Raw genomic sequence first — 18,668 nt, 5'->3', positions numbered from 1 at the left:
CACAAGACAAACATGGAGGATGGAACGATGGCTATCGCGAATACCGGCACGATCGACAAGCTCGACAAAGGGCCGCTGAGCAAATTCAGGATCCCTGCCGAAGCACGGATTTTCATGGTGCTGCTCGGTGTGGCGCTGATCTTCGAAATCCTGGGCTGGTTCCTGGTCGGACAGAGCTTTCTTGCCAACAAGGATCGCCTGCTGGTGATGATCCTGCAGGTGTCGGTGATCGGCATCATCGCCGTTGGCGTGACCCAGATCATCATCATGGGCGGTAACGACCTGTCGTCCGGCTCGGTGGTGGCGCTCACCGCCATGGTGTCGGCCAGTCTGGCGCAGACTTCGGAATTTGGCCGTGCGGTGTTCCCGTCGCTGACTGACCTGCCAATGGTGGTGCCGCTGCTGTCCGGCCTGGTGGTGGGCCTGGCTTGTGGCCTGCTCAACGGCTTCGTCATCGCCAAGACCGCGATCCCGCCGTTCATCGCGACGCTGGGGATGATGGTGACCGCACGCGGTCTGGCCAAGTGGTACACCGAAGGCGAGCCGATCAGCATGCTGTCCGACAGCTACGCCGAAATCGGTAGCGGCATCACCCCGGTGCTGATCTTCCTCGGGGTGGCAGCGCTGTTCCACGTGATCCTCGGCTACACCCGCTACGGCAAGTACACCTACGCCATTGGCGCCAACCGCGCCGCGGCACGGGTGTCCGGCATCAACGTCGCCCGCCATATGGTGCTGGTATACGCGGTGGGGGGCCTGCTGTCGGGTCTGGCCGGGGTGGTGACTTCCTCCCGCGCCGTGTCCGGTCAGGCCGGCATGGGCATGATGTACGAGCTGGACGCGATTGCGGCGGCAGTGATCGGCGGCACCTCGCTTAACGGCGGCCTCGGCAAGATCACCGGCACCGTGATCGGCGTGCTGATCCTCGGGGTGGTGACCTCCGGCTTCACCTTCCTGCGCATCGACGCCTACTATCAGGAAATCGTCAAAGGTGTGATCATCGTGGTGGCAGTGGTCGCCGACCAGTATCGTCAGCGTCATCGCCGCAGCTGATCGTTTTTCAAGGTTGGCCGCATTGCGGCCAACCTTGTACGCGGCCCGGGTTTCCCCGGGCCTTTGTCATTGCTACCCCCCGCCGCGGCGGGGTTTTTGCGGGTAAGTGTTCTTGGATCAGGCAAGGGTGGGCAAGGTGGCGGCGGCGGATGCAGTGCTGCTACTGGTAACGTTGCTGGCAGCCAGCGGCTGGCTGTTTTCGAAGCAGGTATTGCAGCAGCTGCCGCCGCTGCTGTTCATGGGCTTGCGCTTCGGCACGGCCGGCCTGCTGCTCTTCTTGCTGAGCCGTTGGCGCGGCGCCGTGCTGCCGCGCCGGGCGTTGCGGCCAACCTTGGGCTGCGGCCTGCTGTTCGGGGTGTCGATGATGCTGTGGATCAAGGGCTTGCAGCACAGCAGCAACCTCGGGGTGGCGGCCTTCATCTGCAGCATGGGGGTGGTGCTGGCGCCATTCGCCAGCCGCCTGCTGCTGGGGACGCCGCTGAGCCGGGCGGCGTGGCTGTCGATGGCGCTGGCTGGGCTGGGCATGGCCTGCATGTCGCTGTGCGCCGGCGGCGGGCTGCACGCGTCGGACTGGCTGTTCCTGGCCTTCGCGCTGTGTTCCGCCGCCTATCTCAGCCTCAATAGCCACTTCATGGCGCGGGTGCCGGCGCTGCCGGCCACCGCACTGCAGCTCTTGATGGTGGGGGTGATGTGTCTGGTGGGGAGCGTGCCGGGCGAGGCGTGGTCGTGGCCGGCGCTGCTGGCCAGCGGGCACTGGCTGCTGGCCAGCATCCTCTTGGCGACCTGCCTGCGCTTTTTGCTGCAGAACTGGGGGCAGGGCAGGATGCCGATCGCCCGTGCCGCCTTCATCCTGCTGCTGGAGCCGGTGTGGACGGCGCTGCTGGCCAGCTGGTGGTTCGGTTCGGTGATGACGGGACAGCAGTGGCTAGGCGCCGGCCTGATCCTGGCCGCCATCCTGGTCAGTCGTCATAAGCCCCGGCGTCCTGCGTCTCTTCAATCACCAGTTCCAGCCGGTAAGACAGGGCAATGAACAGCGCCTGACACAGGCTGATGGTGCTGCTCATCGAGCGGAAGGCGAAGGCGGTGCCTTCCTTGACCGTCAGCACGGTGCTGGCGTTGCGCGCCAGCGGGCTCATCTTGCTGTCGCTGATCACCAGCAGCTTGGCCTTGTTCTGCGCCGCGACGCGGGCGCAGTAGCGGGTCTCGCGGCCGTAGGGCTGGAAGCTGATCGCGATCATCAGGTCGTTCTCGCGGATGCTGCGCACCTGGTCGTGGTACATGCCGCCCAGGCCCGAAATCAGGTGCACCCGCTTCTGCGTGTGCTGCAGCGCGTAGCAGACATAGGATGCGATCGGAAACATGCGGCGCACGCCGACCACGTAGATATTTTCCGCCTTGTGCAGCAGCTCCACCGCGGCGTCGATCGCCGCCGGATCCAGCGACTGGCTTAGCTCTTCCAGCCCCTGCTGACAGGCGGAGAGGAAGCTCTGCGTCAGCTCCGTGTTGGACAGCGGCGTGTTCTGGCTGGCGATCACGGTGCGGATGCGCTTCTGGTAGTTGTTGACGTTGCTTTGCACCGGCGCGAACGAGTCGCGGAACAGCGCCTGCATGTCACTGAAACCGCTGAAACCGAAGCGTTGCGCAAAGCGCACGATGGCGGACGGCTGCACTTCGCAGGCCTGGGCGATGTCGGTGATGCGTTCCAGCACCAGCGTGTTGCGGTGTTCCTCGATGTACTTGGCGATGACTTTTAGTTGCTTGCTGAGGCCTTCGTACTCTTCGGAAATGCGCTGCATGAGTTGATCGGCAGTGATTCCGTTGCTCATATGCTGTTTTTACCTTGTAGGTTGATGGTTACATCTTAAAACGAAAGCTGGCGTTTTGAAAAAAATATTTCAGAAATTAATTTCTAGTAGAAAATAAATACGAAAAAAAAGTTGCATTCATGGCGGGGCAGGATTAATCTTGTTGCAAGACAGTAGCCAACGGCGACTCCCCAGCGCAGACGCCGGAGCCGGTGCCACTGACCTCCTGAAACCAACGGAATCGACACCATGCAAAACCAGACATCCTTTGCACCCGACCGTAACCTCGACGTGATTTGCCTGGGACGACTGGCAGTTGACCTGTACGCCCGCCAGCTGGGTGCACGTCTGGAGGATGCGAGCAGCTTTGCCAAATACCTTGGCGGTTCCTCTGCCAATATCGCCTTCGGCACCGCCCGCCTGGGGCTGAAATCGGCGATGCTGTCGCGGGTCGGCGACGAGCAGATGGGGCGTTTCCTGCTGGAAACGCTGGAGAAGGAAGGCTGTGACATCAGCCAGGTGAAGGTCGACGCACAGCGCCTGACCGGCATGGTGCTGCTGGGCATCAAGGACCGCGACACCTTTCCGCTCTTGTTCTACCGCGAGAACTGCGCCGACATGGCGCTGAGCGAAGACGACATCGACGAAGCCTTCATCGCCAGCAGCAAGAGCCTGCTGATCACCGGCACCCACCTGTCCACCGAGAAGGTGAACGCCGCCAGCCACAAGGCGCTGGGCTTTGCCCGCCAGCACAATGTGCGCACCGTGCTGGACATCGACTACCGTCCGGTGCTGTGGGGCCTGACCGGCCGCGGCGACGGTGAGCAGCGCTTCATTGCCGACGATGCCGTCAGCGCGCATCTGCAATCGGTACTGCCGCTGTTCGACCTGATCGTCGGTACCGAAGAAGAATTCCTGATCGCCGGTGGCAAGCCGGCGCTGCTGGACTGCCTGCAGGTGGTGCGCGAGCTGGCGCCGCAGGCGGTGCTGGTGGTCAAGCGCGGCCCGCTGGGCTGCGCGGTGATTACCGGCGACATCCCGACCGACATCGACGACGCCTTCACCATCAGCGGAGCGCAGGTGGAAGTGATGAACGTGCTGGGCGCCGGCGACGCCTTCCTGTCCGGTTTCCTGTCGGTATGGCTTCGCGGTGGCGATTACGGCGACGCCTGCCGCACCGCCAACGCCTGCGGCGCGCTGGTGGTATCGCGCCACGGCTGCTCGGTGGCGATGCCGACCCCGGCAGAGTTGGACTACTTCCTGGGCCTGCCGGTAACGCCGCTGCGCCCGGGCGAGGATGCCACGCTCACACGCCTGCACCGCGTCAGCGTCAAGCGCAAGCAGTGGGACAACCTGTGCGTGTTCGCCTTTGACCATCGTAACCAGTTCTTCGAGCTGGCGCGGCAGAACGGCGTGCCGGAGAGCCGTATCTCGCAGCTGAAAACGCTGCTGGTGCAGGCGGTGGCGCAGACCGAGGCCGCCAGCGGCCTGCAGGGGCGCACCGGCATCCTGGTCGACGACCGCTACGGCGAGGACGCGATGTACGCCGCCACCGGCCGCGGCTGGTGGATCGGCCGCCCGATCGAGCTGCCCGGCTCCAATCCGCTGGAATTCGACCATGGCCGCGCGCTGGCGGCACGGCTGGAAATCTGGCCACAGGAACACATCATCAAGTGCCTGGTGCAGTACCACCCGGACGACGAAGTCGGCAACCGTCTGGAGCAGGAGGCGCAGGTGCGCGCCGTGTACCAGATGGCGCAGCTCAGCGGCCACGAGCTGCTGCTGGAGGTGATCCCGTCCAGGAAGCTGCCGCAACAGCCGGACACCGTGCTGCGCGCGCTGAAACGCTTCTACAACCTGGGCATCTACCCGGAATGGTGGAAGCTGGAATCGATGAGCGCCGAGCAGTGGGAGCAGGTCGACCAGCTGCTGGAACAGCGCGATCCGTACTGCCGCGGCGTGGTGCTGCTGGGGCTGAACGCACCGGTCAGCGAGCTGCGCAAGGGCTTCGAGCAGGCCCGCCATGCCAGAAGCTGCCGCGGCTTCATGGTTGGCCGCACGCTGTTCCAGGAACCGTCGCAGCGCTGGCTGGCCGGCGAGATCGACGATGCCGGCCTGATCGCCGCCGCCCGTCACAATTTTGAAACCCTGATCGATATCTGGCAGGCGCAACGCCGCCAGGCCCAGCAGTAAGCACGCCACCACGGCAGCCAACGACAACAGCAAGCAAAGACACGGACAACACTATGACTTCCACTTTCAAGGTAAAGATCGGCATCAACCCGATTTCCTGGTGCAACGATGACCTGCCGTCGCTGGGCGGTGAAACCACGCTGGATACCATCCTGCAAGAAGGCAGCGAGATCGGTTACCAGGGCTTCGAGCTGGGCAACAAGTTTCCGCGCACCGCGGCAGAGCTGAAAGCGGTGCTGGAGCCCTACGGCGTGGAATGCGTATCCGGCTGGTATTCCGGCTACCTGGCCGAGCGTTCCGCCGAGGAAGAAATCGCTGCGGTGGAAGGCCACCTGCGTTTGCTGGTGGAAAGCGGCTGCCGGGTGATGGTGTACGGCGAGGTGGGCGGCTCCATCCAGGGTCAGATCGGCACCGCGCTGTACAAGCGGCCAACCTTTACCAGCGACGAAGCCTGGCAGCAGTACGCCGCCAAGCTGAACACCTTTGCCGCCCACCTGGCGTCGCGCGGCATCAAGCTGGCCTACCACCACCACATGGGCGCGTTCGTTGAAACCCCGGCCGACGTGGACAAGCTGATGGCACTGACCAGCGCGGACGTGGGCCTGCTGTTCGATACCGGCCACATGTATTTTGCCGGTGGCGACCCGCTGACCGAACTGAACAAGCACATTGACCGCGTGGTGCACGTGCACTGCAAGGACGTGCGCGCCGAAGTGCTGCGCCGCGCCCGCAACGGCAGCTGGAGCTTTTTGCAGTCGGTGCTCAACGGCGCCTTTACCGTGCCGGGCGACGGCGACATCCAGTTCGGCCCCATCCTCGCCCGTCTGGCGCAGCATGGTTACCAGGGTTGGCTGGTGGTAGAGGCGGAGCAGGACCCGACCATCGCGCCGAGCTACGAATACGCGCAGAAGGGCTTCCAAACCTTGTCCGGGCTGGTTGCCGGCCTGTCCTGAGGAGAGATGGCATGAATTTGCTGGTTAAGGCGGACCAGGCGGGCAAACCGCTGGTGGACGTGACCCCGGCGTCGGCGGGCTGGACCCATGTCGGTTTTCGCGCCGTCAGGTTGGCCGCACAGGAACGCGAAGTGTGGCAGCAGCCGGGCCGCGAGTGCTGTGTGGTGATCCTGGCCGGCAAGGCCAGCGTCAAGGTGGGCGAGCAGGAGTGGACGCACCTGGGCGAGCGCCAGAGCGTGTTCGACGACATGGCGCCGTACGCGGTGTACGCGCCGCCGGGCGTGGCGGTGGAAGTCACCGCCGAGAGCAATGCCGAGGTGGCGTTCTGCTCGGCGCCGTCCGCCGGCAACCATCCGGCACGGCTGATCACCCCGGACAGCATGCAGCGCAGCGTGCGCGGCAAGGAAGCCAACACCCGCTACGTGACCGACATCCTGCCGCAGACCGCGCCAGCCGACTGCCTCTTGGTGGTGGAGGTGCGCACCCCGTCCGGCCATTCCTCCAGCTACCCGCCGCACAAGCACGATCGCGACGCACTGCCGGAAGAAAGCGTGCTGGAGGAAACCTACTACCACCGGCTGAACCCGGCGCAGGGCTTTGCCTTCCAGCGCGTGTACACCGACGATCGCCGCATCGACCAGTCGATGGCGGTGGAAGACCACGACGTGGTGATGGTGCCGGAAGGCTACCACCCGGTGTCCGTGCCCTACGGCTACGAGTCCTACTATCTCAACGTGATGGCCGGTCCGAAGCGCGAATGGTGCTTCAAGAACGACCCGGCGCACGAGTGGATCATCGCCAAGCCGTAAACCGAACCCCCACGATCTAAGAACACGACCACAGGCAGACCCGCACGCGGGCTGCCGGGGCAGAGTATTGCCCGCCAGTACAGGACAAACGACATGAACCGCATCCTCAGCCACTACATCAACGGCCAGCAAACCGCCGGTCACAGCAGCCGCACCAGCACGGTGTACAACCCGGCCACCGGCCAGGCACAAGCCGACGTACTGCTGGCCGACAACGCCGATGTCAACGCAGCCGTCGCCGCCGCCAAGGCCGCGTTCCCGGCCTGGGCCGATACCTCGCCGCTGCGCCGCTCCCGCGTGATGTTCAAGTTCAAGGAATTGCTGGAAGCGCGCCAGCACGAGCTGGCCGCCATCATCTCCAGCGAGCACGGCAAGGTGCACTCCGATGCGCTGGGCGAAGTCGCCCGCGGCATGGAAGTGGTGGAATTCGCCTGCGGTATTCCGCATCTGCTGAAGGGCGAGTACACCGAACAGGTTGGCCGCGGCATCGATGCCTGGAGCATGCGCCAGCCGCTGGGCGTGGTCGCCGGCATCACCCCGTTCAACTTCCCGGCCATGGTGCCGATGTGGATGTTCCCGGTGGCGCTGGCCTGCGGTAACTGCTTCATCCTGAAGCCGTCCGAGCGTGACCCGTCGGCGGCGCTGCTGATTGCCGAGCTGCTGAAAGAAGCCGGCCTGCCGGATGGCGTGTTCGGCGTGCTGCAGGGCGACAAGCTGGCGGTGGACGGCCTGCTGACCCACCCGGACGTGCAGGCGGTGAGCTTCGTGGGCTCCACCCCGATTGCGCAGTACATCTACGAAACCGGTGCCCGCCACGGCAAGCGCGTGCAGGCACTGGGCGGCGCCAAGAACCACATGGTGGTGATGCCGGACGCCGATCTGGAACAGACCGTCGACGCACTGATGGGCGCCGCCTACGGCTCTGCCGGCGAGCGTTGCATGGCGATCTCGGTGGCAGTGGCGGTCGGCAATGTCGCCGACGCGCTGGTGGAAAAACTGGCAACCCGCCTCAAGACACTGAAAGTCGGCCCCGGCAACGATCCGCAGTCGGAAATGGGCCCGCTGGTGACGCGTACCCATCTGGACAAGGTCAGCGGCTATATCGCCCGCGGCGTGGAAGAGGGTGCCAAACTGGTGGTGGACGGTCGCGGCCTCTCCGTGCCGGGCTGCGAGGACGGCTTCTTCCTCGGCGGCTGCCTGTTCGACAACGTCAGCACCGGCATGACCATCTACCAGGAGGAAATCTTCGGGCCGGTGCTGTGCGTGGTGCGCGTGGACAGCTTTGCCGAGGCGGTGGACATGATCAACAACCACGCCTTCGGCAACGGTACCGCCATCTTTACCCGCGACGGCGATTCGGCGCGCGAGTTCGTGCACCGCATCCAGGTCGGCATGGTTGGCGTCAACGTGCCGCTGCCGGTACCGATGGCCTTCCACAGCTTTGGCGGCTGGAAAGCATCGCTGTTCGGCGACCACCACATGCACGGCCCGGAAGGGGTGCGTTTCTATACCCGCATGAAGGCGGTGACCACGCGCTGGCCGACCGGCATCCGCGCCGGTGCCGAATTCGCGATGCCCACGATGAAGTAAACCTCACGCGACTCTCCCAAGGCGTTTGTGTTTTTGCCACCCTGCGGGGTGGCTATTTTTTTCACTGCGCTGCCCGCCGGCAACGGCCGGGGCACGCGGCATGACGGTGCGTGGCAATGTCTCGCCATGCCCTGACACGATGAAAGGCGGAAGCCATGTTCGCTGACTTGCTACCGGCCGCCCTTGCCGCCGTGCTGCTGATGGGGTTGAGCAAGAGCGGCTTTGCCAATGGCTTCGGCGCCTTTGCCACGCCGCTGATGGCGCTGGCGATGCCGATCACGCAGGCGGCGGCGGTGATGCTGCCCCTGCTGCTGGTGATGGACCTGGTCAGCGTGTATTCATTGCGCAAATCGGTGGATGGCGCGGTACTGAAGCACTGCCTGCCGGCGGGGCTGTGCGGTGTGCTGCTGGGCTGGCTGCTGCTCAGCGTGGTGAGCCTGGCCGTGGTGTCGGTGCTGGTCGGCGCCATGACCTTGTGCTTCCTGCTGCAGCGGCTGCTGCCCGCCGGGGGGGGCGATTGGCGCTGGCGCCCGCTCGCCTGGCTGATGTCGGTGCTGTCGGGTTTTGCCAGCTTCATCTGCCATGCGGGTGGGCCGCCGATGATGATGTACTGCCTGGCGCGCAATATGGCGCCTAGCCATCTGGCCGGCACCAGCGCGGTGTTCTTTTTCATGGTGAATGCGATGAAGTGGCCGCTGTACTACCAGATGAACCTGCTCTCCGGCGGCAACATGCGCCTGGCGCTGGCGCTGCTGCCGGTTGGCATCGCGGGGGTGCTGCTGGGGGTCTATCTGGCGGGCCGCCTGCAACGGCAGTGGTTCTACCGGGTGTCGTATGCCGGCCTGTTGCTGGCCGGGGTCAAGCTGATCGTCGACGGGGCCCGGCATTGGTAACCTGCGCCCTGGTCTGCGTGCGCCCGCACTTGCGCGGGTGCTAGGTCGAGCCGCGAATGAGCAGCTCGCCGGGGAGGTTGATCGAGCGCGCTTCGCTGCGGCCTTTCAGCATGTTGATCAGCGCCGCCACCATCTCCGGCAGGGGCTGGCGGTAGCTGGTGAGATTGAACGATGGCGATGCGGCCAACTCGTCGCCGTCGTAGCCGACAATGGCCAGATCCTGCGGCACGCGCAGGCCGAACTCGTGGCGTGCGGTTTCGATGGCGCCGATGGCCAGCGCGTCGTTTTCGCACATCAGCACGTCGATGCGTTCACCTGCCGGCGTAGCCTGCAGGTAATCGCGCAACACCTGCGCTGCGGCATGGCGGTCGTAGCTGCCGGCGGCCAGCTCCGGCACCGTGGTGCCGGCTTGTTGCTGCCAGAAGGCGGAAAAATGCAGCTGCCGCCCCAGCGCGGTGGACAGCGAGCGCGGCCCGGACATGAAGCCGGGGCGGCGGTAGCCGCGCTGCCACAGGTGCTGGTTGATCGCCGCCATCGAGGTGCTGGCATCGCAGGACACCGCCGGAATGTGCGCGATGGTGCTTTCCCGCGCCAGCACGTACAGCGGTGGGCGCGAAGCCGGCAGGGTCGGCAGTTTCAACGCTTCATCCTTGAAGTCGGTGCCAACCAGGATCACCGCGTCCACCTGGCGCTGGTCGGCGTCCAGAATGGCGGACAGGTGATCGAAGTGCTGGTTGATGTTGATCAGCACCGCGGCCATCTGCTCGGCTTGCAGTGCCTGGGTCAGCACTTCCAGCACCGGCAGCTTGTAGGGGTTGGCAAAGTCGTCCACCAGGATCGCCACCAGATTGGTGGTCTTGGTGGCCAGGCTGCGTGCCAGCAGGTTGGGGCGGTAGCCCAGCTTGGCGGCTTCCTGCAGTACGCGTTCGCGGCTGTGTTCGGCGATGGAGGCGCCGGGGGTAAAGGCACGGGTAACCGTCCATTTCGACACCCCGGCGGCACGGGCCACATCGGCGGCCGTGGCGCGGCTGGATTTGCTCATGTTGCTTCCTTGAAATTTATTTTCCGATTGTAATTTTAAAAGAAAATTATTTCTTGACTTTGTGCCGAAGCGGCTACTAATGTAACGCTATTGCAACCGGTAGCAAAGCGGCTTGGTCGTAGTGTTTGGCTGGACGGCGGCAGATGGATAGTGCTGATGGCGTCTGCTACGTCCAGGTTTGCAACCGGTTGCAAATTGGCGGGTTAGCCGTAATGGCGTGCAGCCATGTGCTTGCCGCAATGGATGGCAAGCGCGGCCGTTACAGGTGTAGTCATTTTTGCAACCGGTAGCAACTTGCAGTATGGCGGCAGCCAGAAGGTTGGCCGCAGAACCGAACCCACAGTGGAGAAAAGAGATGAGCAGTCAGGATCAGCAGCAAGCCAGCCCGTTCACGCTGGCCGTATGTGCCGAAATGGTGTTTCGCGATTTGCCTATCGTGGAGCGTATTCACCGCATTCACGAGCTGGGCTTCCAGGTGGAAATCTGGGACTGGACCCGCCACGACATCGATGCGCTGGCCCGTACCGGCGCCACCTTCTCTTCGATGACCGGCTATATCCGCGGCACGCTGGCCGATGCCGCCGGCGCCGAGCAGCTGCTGCACACTGCGCGCGAGTCGATCCCGGTGGCCAAGGCGCTGGGCATTCCCCGGCTGAACCTGCACGGCACCGGGCTGGATAACAAGGGCCTGCCGGTGCAGCCGGCGCACCACGTCAGCGGTGCCATGTGGCTGCAGGCGCGCGACACCCTGGCGCAACTGGCCGAGCTGGGCGAGCGCGAAGGGGTGACCTTCGTGCTGGAAAACCTCAACACCGCGGTGGATCACCCGGGGGTGCCGTTTGCCCGCGCCGAGGACTGCCTGGCGCTGGTGGCGGCGGTGAACCGCCCCGGCCTCAAGCTGATGCTGGACCTGTATCACGCGCAGATCGGCGAGGGCAACCTGATCGAACTGCTGGGCAAGGCGCTGCCGCATATCGGCGAAATCCAGGTCGCCGACGTGCCCGGCCGCTGCGAGCCGGGGACCGGCGAGATCAACTATCCGGCCATTGCCCGGGCGCTGCACGCGCTGGGTTACCGCGGCAGCATCGGCCTGGAAGCGTTTGCCTCCGGCGACGACGAGCTGGCGCTGCGCCGCTTCCGCGACGCCTTCACGCTGCCGCTCTGAGCTGGCTGCTGCATTCATCCCCCACAAAACAAGGAGTGAGACATGTCTTCCACCAAACCTGTAGCCGTGGCGCTGATTGGCGCCGGCCGCATCGGCGCCTCGCATGCCGAGATCGTTGCCCGTCGCCTGAAGAACGCCACCCTGGCCGCCATTGCCGACCCGGCACCGGGTGCCGCCGCCAGGCTGGCCGACCAGCTGGAATGCCCGCTGACCTATACCGATGTCGATGAACTGCTGGCCAACCCGGAGATCGAGGCGGTGATCATCGCTTCGCCGGCACGTTTCCATACCAACCTGGCCGTGGCCGCCGCCCGCGCCGGCAAGGCGGTGTTCTGCGAAAAGCCGATGGCACTGACGCTGGCGGATGCCGAGCTGGCCATCGCCGCGGCGCGCGAGGCCGGCGTGCCGCTACAGGTAGGCTTCAACCGCCGCTGGGACCGCGCCTTTGCCGACGGCAAGGCAGCGATCGCGGCCGGCAAGGTGGGCACGCCGCAGCTGCTGCGCTCGCTGACCCGCGACCCGGGCCCGTTCGGGGGCGACCCGGCACGCATTCCGCCGTGGACCGTGTTCTTCGAAACCCTGATCCACGACTTCGACACCCTGCTGTGGCTGAATGCCGGCGCCCGGGCGACCGAGGTGTACGCGGTGGCCGACGCGCTGGTGCGTCCGGACTTCCGGGACAAGGGCTTTCTGGATACCGCGGTGGTCACCATCCGCTTCGACAACGGCGCGGTGGCGGTGGCAGAGGCCAACTTCTGCGCGTCGTACGGCTACGACATCCGCGGTGAGGTGTTCGGCTCCGGTGGCATGATCAGCATGGGCGACGTGCGCCGCTCCAGCATGACGCTGTTCGACAAGGATGGCGTGTCCAACGATACCTGGCGGCTGGACACCGACCATTTCATCGACGGCTACACCGCCGAGCTGCACGCCTTTGTTGCCTCGGTGCGCAGCGGCCGCAACAGCGGCCCGGACGGGACGGATGCCAAGGCGGCGCTGGAAATTGCGTTGGCCTGCATCGCCTCGGTGACCGAGCGCCGTCCGGTGGCGCTGGCCGAGATCCGCGGCCAGGCGGCAGCAATCCAGCAGTGATGAACAACCGGCCGTGGCGGGCGTACAGCAAGTGCCGTGCCGCGGCGGGTAAGGCAACAGCAGTCTGAAACAGCGTCATTTGCCGGCGGTCTTCCTGCGGGAAGGCGGCAGGTAGCGGTGGTATTAATAAAACACAGGAGATACACCAATGAAACGTTTCATCAAGCATGCAGGTTCGGTGGTACTGGTTTCCCTCGCCATGCAGGCCATGCCGGCCTCCGCCGCCCGTCTGGGGGTGACCATGGCCACTTTCGACAATAATTTTCTCACCATCCTGCGCAACAACATGAAGAGTTATGCCGCCAGCCAGAAGGGGGTGAACCTGCAGCTGGAAGACGCGCAGAACGACGTTGGCCGCCAGATCAGCCAGGTGCAGAACTTCATCGCGCAGAAGGTGGATGCCATCGTGGTCAGCGCGGTGGATACCAGTACTACGCCGAAGATCACCAAGCTGGCGCAGGCGGCCGGCATCCCGCTGGTGTTCGTCAACCGCATGCCCACCGACAAGACCCTGCCGCCGAAAGTGGCGTTTGTCGGCTCCGATGATTCGGTGTCCGGCACCATCCAGATGAAAGAGGTGTGCCGCCAGCTGAACGGCAAGGGCAGTGTGGTGATCATGATGGGCGACCTGGCTACCCAGGAGGCCCGCCTGCGCACCAAGTATGCGGAAGAAGTGATGTCCAAGGCGCCGTGCAACGGCATCAAGGTGGTGGAAAAGCAGACCGCCAAGTGGTCGCGCACCGAAGGCCGCGACCTGGTGATGAACTGGATGACCGCCGGCCTGAAGTTCGATGCCGTGGTGGCCAACAATGACGAGATGGCGCTGGGCGCGATCCAGGCGCTGAAGTCTTCCGGCAAGCTGGACAAGATGGTGGTGGCCGGCATCGACGCCACCCAGGATGCGCTGAGTGCGATGAAGGCCGGCGAGATGAAGGTGACGGTGTTCCAGGACGCCGCGGCGCAGGGTAAGGGCGCGGTGAATGCGGCATTGCGGCTGGCCGCCGGCGAGAAGGTGCCCAGCATGATCTGGGTGCCGTACGAGCTGGTGACCGCGGCCAACTACAAGAACTACCAGAGTCGTAATTGACGAGCGGCGCCATGACCGCCCGCGCGGCAATGCGGCAACGCATTGTTGCGTAGTGGCGGGTGTGGCGCGGTCGTCAGCAGTTGTTGTCTCCCGCTTGGTAAGCTTGGGCACCCCGTTGGGTGCCCTTTTTTGTGGCTGTCGAACGTCGCACTGTGGCGGCCATCCGCGGGCAAGACCGGCGGACGGGGCCGCTACACGTTGGCCGGGGTGTAGGTGATGAACGGCAGGCTGCTCTGCAGCGAGCCACGGGTGGCCTTGCTCTGAATCGCTGCCACCATCACCTCCACCAGCCGGCTGGCCAGCCACTCCTGCGGATGCGACAGCACCATGTTGACGCGGCGCTCGATCAGCGCCTGCCGCGTCACCGCAGTCAGATCCAGGCACACCGTCACCAGCCCCGGCGGCGGGTTGCCGTCCTTCAGCGCCTGCAGCACGCCCTCGATACCGCCGCCGGCGATATAGATACCGGTCAGGTCCGGGTGCCGCTTCAGCAATTCCAGCGTCGCCGACTGCGCCAGGTGGATGTCTTCCAGGCTGATCAGCGTGTCCAGCAGCTGGAACTGCGGCGCAAACTCGCGGAAGTAGGAACGGAAGCTCATCTCGCTCTGTTCCTGGCACAGGTAGCGGTGGCTGCCGACGATCACCCCCACCTTGCCCGGCGCCGGCGCCAGCTCGGCAATCGCCCACGCCGCGGTGCGGCCAACCTTGCGGTGGTCGATACCGACATAGCCGCTGCAGCTGTCGGCGGTGAGATCGGAAATCAACGCGAACACCGGGATGCCGCGCGCGCTGATGTCGTCAATGGCCTGGCTGACCAGCGGGTGATCGGCCGCCACCAGCGCGATGGCGTCCACCTTCTTGCTCAGCTCGTACAGCTTGGCCACCACCTGCTCCGGCGTCAGCTCGTCCAGAAACGCCACCAACGCCTTGCCCGCAGGCTGCATCTGCGTCCGGGTTGCCACCTCCAGCACGCTGCCCAGCTCGCTGTAGAAATGGGTGCTGCTCTTTTGCAGGATAAAGCCCAGCCGGTAGCCGGCGGTGCGCTCGTCGATGCGATCGCGGATCAGCCCGGTGCGGCGAAAGCCCAGCTTCTCCGCCGCCGCCAGTACACGTTCCGCCGTCTCCTGGCTGACGCTGGCGCGCTTGTTGATCACCCGGTCCACCGTGGCTACCCCCACCCCGGCCTCGCGGGCCACATCCGTCATTGTCGGTCCCATTTTCTTGCCTTATCTTGATAGTTTCTATCATTCACTTTCCAGCAGCCAATGAGAGCTATTGATGCCAAGTGAAGCGGCAGGATTGTACGCTGGCGCTGGCTGATTATACTCGATTACACCCTGCAGCCACTTGATTGCCAACAAGCAACCGCCAGCAGGTGCATCACGACACCACACATCGGAGAATGATAGAAAATGATGGATAACAAGCAAATCCGGGACTACAGTCTCGATGGCCCCTGCGGCCAGCAGGCCGCCGCGCGCGGCCTGGTATCGGCACAGTGGTTTGCCTGCCAGGTAGACCGCAAGACCATGAAACAGCTGATGCAGCGCGACGACTGGCAGGCGCTGAAATACCTGGGCAGCTGGCTGGCGCTCTTGATCGGCAGCGGCGTGCTGGCCTTTCACGCCTGGGGCACGCCGTGGGCGGTGCCGGCCTTCCTGCTGTACGGCCTGCTGTATGCCGCCGGCGAGCACGGCTCGCACGAGCTGTCGCACGGCACGCCGTTCCGCACCGGCTGGCTGAATACCTTCTTCTTCCAGCTCACCTCCTTCCTGGCTCTGCATGAAACCGTGTTCTGGCGCTGGAGCCACGCCCGCCACCACACCGACACCATCATCGTCGGCAACGACCGCGAAATCGCCTTTCCGCGCCCGTTAAAACTGGCCGGGCTGTTGGCCGATTTCTTCTTCCTCAAGTCCGGCAGCATCGAGCTGGCGCGCACCGTGCGCCACGCCTTTGGCAGCGTGAGCAGCGCCACCCGCTCCTTCGTGCCGGCGTCGGAAATCGGCCGCATGATCCGCTCCAGCCAGGTGCACACGCTGATCTTTGCCGCCACCATCGCCGCCTGCATCTACAGCGGCAGCATCCTGCCGGCCATGTTCGTGGTGCTGCCGCGCTTCTACGGCTCGCCGCTGACCCAGGTGTTCAACATCACCCAGCACGCTGGCCTCGCCGAGGACGTGCTGGACCACCGCCTGAACACCCGCACCGTGATCTTCAACCCGCTGTTCGCCTTCCTGTACATGAAGATGAACTACCACGTGGAGCACCACATGTTCCCGATGGTGCCGTTCTACAACCTGCCCAAGCTGCACGCGCTGATCCAGGAGCAATGCCCGCCGGCCCACCCCGGCCTGCTGCACGCCTACCGCGAGATCATCCCGGCGCTGTGGCGCCAGCGCAGCGACCCCGGCTACACCATCCCGCGCCAGCTGCCGCCACTGCCGGCCAGCCACAACGTTGCGGCCAACCCTGAAGCCGTCCGCAGCTACGCCTGACCCCAGACAACCGTGCCGGCCAGCGCCGGCGCCGCCAACACAGAGGAGCCCCATCATGAGCCAATGGATCAACGCCTGTGATGTCGACGACATCGAGCAGGAAGACGTGCTGCGCTTCGACCACGCCGGCCGCACCTATGCCATCTACCGCGCGCCGGACGACCAGTTCTACGCCACCGCCGGCACCTGCACCCACGAGAAGGTGCATCTGGCCGACGGCCTGGTGATGGACCACATCATCGAATGCCCCAAGCACAACGGCCGCTTCGACTACCGCAGCGGCAAGGCGCTGGGCGCGCCGGTATGCGTGAACCTGCAGACCTACCCGGTGAAGCTGGAAGGCGGCCGGGTGTGGATTGCGCTGGCCGACGCCTGAACGGAGCCGCGCCATGAATACCGCCCCCATCATCATCGTCGGCGCCGGCCATGCCGGCGGCCGCGCCGCGCTGGCCCTGCGCGAACAGGGTTACGCCGGGCAGCTGCTGCTGATCGGCGACGAGCCGCACCTGCCGTATGAACGTCCGGCGCTGTCCAAGCAACTGCTGCTGGACAGCCAGCCGGCGGACGCCTGCCACATCGGCAGCGCCGAGCAGTACCAGACGCTGGCCATCGAGCGGCTGAGCGCCACCCGTGTCAGCGCCATTGCCCCGGCCAAGCGCCAGATCACCCTGCACGATGGCCGCACGCTGCCCTATCACCAGCTGCTGCTGGCCACCGGCGGTCGTGCACGCCAGGCCAGCTTGCCGGGTGCCGATCTCGCCGGCGTGCAGCTGCTGCGCACGCTGGACGATGCCGCCGCACTGCGGCCACGGCTGCAGGCCGGCCAGCGGCTGGTGGTGGTCGGCGGCGGTTTCATCGGCCTGGAAGTGGCCGCCAGTGCGCGTCAGCAGGGCTGCCAGGTCACCGTGCTGGAAGCCGGCGACAGGTTGGCCGCACGCGCGCTGCCACCGCTGATTTCCGCCAAGCTGCTGGCGCTGCACCGGGCGCGCGGCGTGGAAGTGCGCCTTGGCTGCCAGATCGCGGCCTTTCGCGGCGATGGCAGCGTCAGCGCGGTGGAGCTGGCCGATGGCGAGCTGCTGGCCTGCGACACGGTGGTAGTGGGCATCGGCATCCAGCCCAACACCGAGCTGGCCGCCGCCGCCGGGCTGGCGGTGGGCAACGGCATCCGCGTCGACAGCCGACTGCAGAGCAGCGATGCGCACATCTACGCGGTGGGCGATGCCTGCGAGTTTCCCTGCCCCGTCAGTGGCCAGCCGCAGCGGCTGGAAACCTGGCGCAATGCCGAGGAACAGGGCCGCCACGTGGCGCGCAGCCTGCTGGGCGCCGACGACGCCTATGCCGCGCTGCCGTGGTTCTGGTCCGACCAGTTCGACCACAGCCTGCAACTGGCCGGCCAGCTGCAGGCTGCGGCCAACTGTGTGACCCGCGCGCTGCCGGATGACGGCCTGCTGCTGTTCTACCTCGATGCGGCGGAGCGGCTGCAGGGCGCCTGCGGCTGGGGCGCCGACAACAGCATCGCCCGCGACATCAAGCTGGCGGAGATGCTGATCCGCAGCGGCAAGCCGCTGCCCGCCGCCGCGCTGGCCGACCCGGCCAGCAGCCTGAAATCCCTGCTCAAAGGAGTGGCCAGTGTCTAAGCAGTTGCTGATCTTTCAATCGATGTGGGCGATGGAGCGCATCCATCCCCACGGCCACACCGCCAGCGTGGAGGACAACCTGCAGCAGCTGGCCGCCGCCGGCTTCGATGGCTTTACCGACCACTACTACCAGCGCGCGCACGTACAGCGGCTGGCGGCGACTGCCAGAGAGCTGGGTCTGCAGGCCGAAGGCCAGGTGTTCCCGACCGACATCGACGGCCTGCAGCCGGCGCTGGAGCTGGGCAGCGAATTCGGCTGCCACCACATCACCATCCAGGCCGACCTGCGCCCGCGCACGCTGCGCGAGGCGATCCGCGTGCTGGAAGGCTGGCAGCGGCTGGCGGAGCAGGTGGATTTTCCGGTACTGGTGGAAACCCACCGCTACCGGCTGACCAACGACCTGCTGTTCACGCTGGACGTGCTGCAGCAGCTGCCCAACCTCAAGCTGCTGGCCGACCTGTCGCACTACGTGGTGGCGCGCGAACTGCCGCTGCCGCCGGCGGCGCTAGACCAGCAACAGATGCACACCATTCTGGATCACAGCTGGGGGTTTCACGGCCGGGTGTCCAACGGTCATCAGGTGCAGGTGCCGCTGCGCTTTGCCCAGCACCAGCCGTGGCTGCAGCAATTCCAGCACTGGTGGCGCTACGGCATGCACAGCTGGCGCGCCCGCGCGCTAGCGGACGATACGCTGAGCTTCACCTGCGAGCTGGGGCCGGCGCCGTATGCCATCACCGGCGCCGACGGGCTGGACATCACCGACCGCTGGCAGGAGTCGCTGCAGCTGAAAGCGATCGTCGAGCAGCTGTGGGGGGAGGTGACGGTGTAGTGGGGCAGTCCAATGCCGGCGT

General features: G+C 65.4%; 17 protein-coding genes. 14 read left to right on the top strand and 3 right to left on the bottom strand.

Annotated features, from left to right (window positions below; translation table 11 throughout):
- Positions 1-27: 27 nt before the first annotated feature.
- Together PQU96_RS05645 and PQU96_RS05640 are read left to right on the top strand one after the other, a co-directional pair.
- Positions 28-1,053 (top strand): ABC transporter permease, encoded by a 1,026-nt coding sequence (locus tag PQU96_RS05645; RefSeq protein WP_272771267.1) that lies wholly within the window; start codon positions 28-30, stop codon positions 1,051-1,053.
- Positions 1,054-1,165: 112 nt separating this feature from the next.
- Entirely contained in the window at positions 1,166-2,083 is a 918-nt protein-coding gene (locus PQU96_RS05640) for a DMT family transporter (RefSeq protein WP_272771266.1), read from the top strand.
- Here the strand turns inward: PQU96_RS05640 and PQU96_RS05635 are convergent.
- Positions 2,013-2,849 carry a MurR/RpiR family transcriptional regulator gene (locus PQU96_RS05635; RefSeq protein ID WP_272771265.1) on the bottom strand — a complete coding sequence of 279 codons (837 nt, stop codon included), beginning with the start codon at positions 2,847-2,849 and terminating at the stop codon, positions 2,013-2,015. The genes PQU96_RS05640 and PQU96_RS05635 overlap by 71 nt on opposite strands.
- Positions 2,850-3,107: 258 nt before the next feature.
- Between PQU96_RS05635 and PQU96_RS05630 the strand changes: the two genes are divergently transcribed.
- The 5 genes from PQU96_RS05630 to PQU96_RS05610 all read left to right on the top strand — a co-directional run bounded on the left by PQU96_RS05630 (position 3,108) and on the right by PQU96_RS05610 (position 9,296).
- Positions 3,108-5,051 carry a bifunctional 5-dehydro-2-deoxygluconokinase/5-dehydro-2-deoxyphosphogluconate aldolase gene (locus PQU96_RS05630; RefSeq protein WP_272771264.1) on the top strand — a complete coding sequence of 648 codons (1,944 nt, stop codon included), beginning with the start codon at positions 3,108-3,110 and terminating at the stop codon, positions 5,049-5,051.
- A 53-nt stretch (positions 5,052-5,104) separates the two neighbouring features.
- The gene (gene iolE / locus PQU96_RS05625) at positions 5,105-6,004 is read left to right on the top strand and encodes a myo-inosose-2 dehydratase (protein ID WP_272771263.1); all 900 of its coding nucleotides are present in this window, start codon (positions 5,105-5,107) and stop codon (positions 6,002-6,004) included.
- Positions 6,005-6,015: 11 nt separating this feature from the next.
- Positions 6,016-6,813 carry a 5-deoxy-glucuronate isomerase gene (gene iolB, locus PQU96_RS05620; protein ID WP_272771262.1) on the top strand — a complete coding sequence of 266 codons (798 nt, stop codon included), beginning with the start codon at positions 6,016-6,018 and terminating at the stop codon, positions 6,811-6,813.
- Positions 6,814-6,906: 93 nt separating this feature from the next.
- Entirely contained in the window at positions 6,907-8,403 is a 1,497-nt protein-coding gene (locus PQU96_RS05615) for a CoA-acylating methylmalonate-semialdehyde dehydrogenase (RefSeq protein ID WP_272771261.1), read from the top strand.
- A 155-nt stretch (positions 8,404-8,558) separates the two neighbouring features.
- On the top strand, positions 8,559-9,296 hold the full coding sequence (locus PQU96_RS05610; RefSeq protein WP_272771260.1) for a sulfite exporter TauE/SafE family protein: 738 nt from the start codon (positions 8,559-8,561) through the stop codon (positions 9,294-9,296).
- A gap of 40 nt (positions 9,297-9,336) precedes the next feature.
- Here PQU96_RS05610 and PQU96_RS05605 read toward each other — a convergent pair whose 3' ends face one another.
- On the bottom strand, positions 9,337-10,338 hold the full coding sequence (locus PQU96_RS05605; protein ID WP_272771259.1) for a LacI family DNA-binding transcriptional regulator: 1,002 nt from the start codon (positions 10,336-10,338) through the stop codon (positions 9,337-9,339).
- Between the two features lie 355 nt (positions 10,339-10,693).
- Between PQU96_RS05605 and PQU96_RS05600 the strand changes: the two genes are divergently transcribed.
- The 3 genes from PQU96_RS05600 (at position 10,694) to PQU96_RS05590 (ending at position 13,682) form a co-directional block, all read left to right on the top strand.
- The gene (locus tag PQU96_RS05600; RefSeq protein ID WP_272771258.1) at positions 10,694-11,503 is read left to right on the top strand and encodes a TIM barrel protein; all 810 of its coding nucleotides are present in this window, start codon (positions 10,694-10,696) and stop codon (positions 11,501-11,503) included.
- Positions 11,504-11,545: 42 nt separating this feature from the next.
- A complete protein-coding gene (locus PQU96_RS05595) occupies positions 11,546-12,595 on the top strand; it encodes a Gfo/Idh/MocA family oxidoreductase (protein ID WP_272771257.1) in 1,050 nt (349 codons plus the stop codon).
- A 148-nt stretch (positions 12,596-12,743) separates the two neighbouring features.
- A complete protein-coding gene (locus PQU96_RS05590) occupies positions 12,744-13,682 on the top strand; it encodes a sugar ABC transporter substrate-binding protein (RefSeq protein WP_272771256.1) in 939 nt (312 codons plus the stop codon).
- A 191-nt stretch (positions 13,683-13,873) separates the two neighbouring features.
- On the opposite strand, the gene PQU96_RS05585 is transcribed toward PQU96_RS05590, so the two are convergent.
- Positions 13,874-14,887, bottom strand: coding sequence for a LacI family DNA-binding transcriptional regulator (locus PQU96_RS05585; RefSeq protein ID WP_272771255.1), 1,014 nt, complete (start codon positions 14,885-14,887; stop codon positions 13,874-13,876).
- 207 nt (positions 14,888-15,094) lie between these two features.
- On the opposite strand from PQU96_RS05585, the gene PQU96_RS05580 reads away from it, so the two are divergent.
- The 4 genes from PQU96_RS05580 to PQU96_RS05565 are packed head-to-tail and all read left to right on the top strand — an operon-like array spanning position 15,095 to position 18,646.
- Positions 15,095-16,180 (top strand): fatty acid desaturase, encoded by a 1,086-nt coding sequence (locus PQU96_RS05580; protein WP_272771254.1) that lies wholly within the window; start codon positions 15,095-15,097, stop codon positions 16,178-16,180.
- A 55-nt stretch (positions 16,181-16,235) separates the two neighbouring features.
- Complete coding sequence (locus tag PQU96_RS05575) at positions 16,236-16,556, top strand: MocE family 2Fe-2S type ferredoxin (protein ID WP_272771253.1); 321 nt, start codon at positions 16,236-16,238, stop codon at positions 16,554-16,556.
- Positions 16,557-16,569: 13 nt separating this feature from the next.
- Complete coding sequence (locus PQU96_RS05570; protein WP_272771252.1) at positions 16,570-17,817, top strand: NAD(P)/FAD-dependent oxidoreductase; 1,248 nt, start codon at positions 16,570-16,572, stop codon at positions 17,815-17,817.
- Positions 17,810-18,646 (top strand): sugar phosphate isomerase/epimerase family protein, encoded by an 837-nt coding sequence (locus PQU96_RS05565; RefSeq protein ID WP_272771251.1) that lies wholly within the window; start codon positions 17,810-17,812, stop codon positions 18,644-18,646. Before PQU96_RS05570 ends, PQU96_RS05565 begins: the two co-directional genes overlap by 8 nt.
- Positions 18,647-18,668: the final 22 nt, after the last annotated feature.

It is taken from the genome of Vogesella margarita (assembly GCF_028548475.1).
In the GTDB taxonomy this organism is placed as follows: Bacteria; Pseudomonadota; Gammaproteobacteria; order Burkholderiales; family Chromobacteriaceae; genus Vogesella; species Vogesella margarita.
Note: the sequence above shows the minus strand (reverse complement) of the source record. Positions and strands in the feature narration are given on the sequence as shown.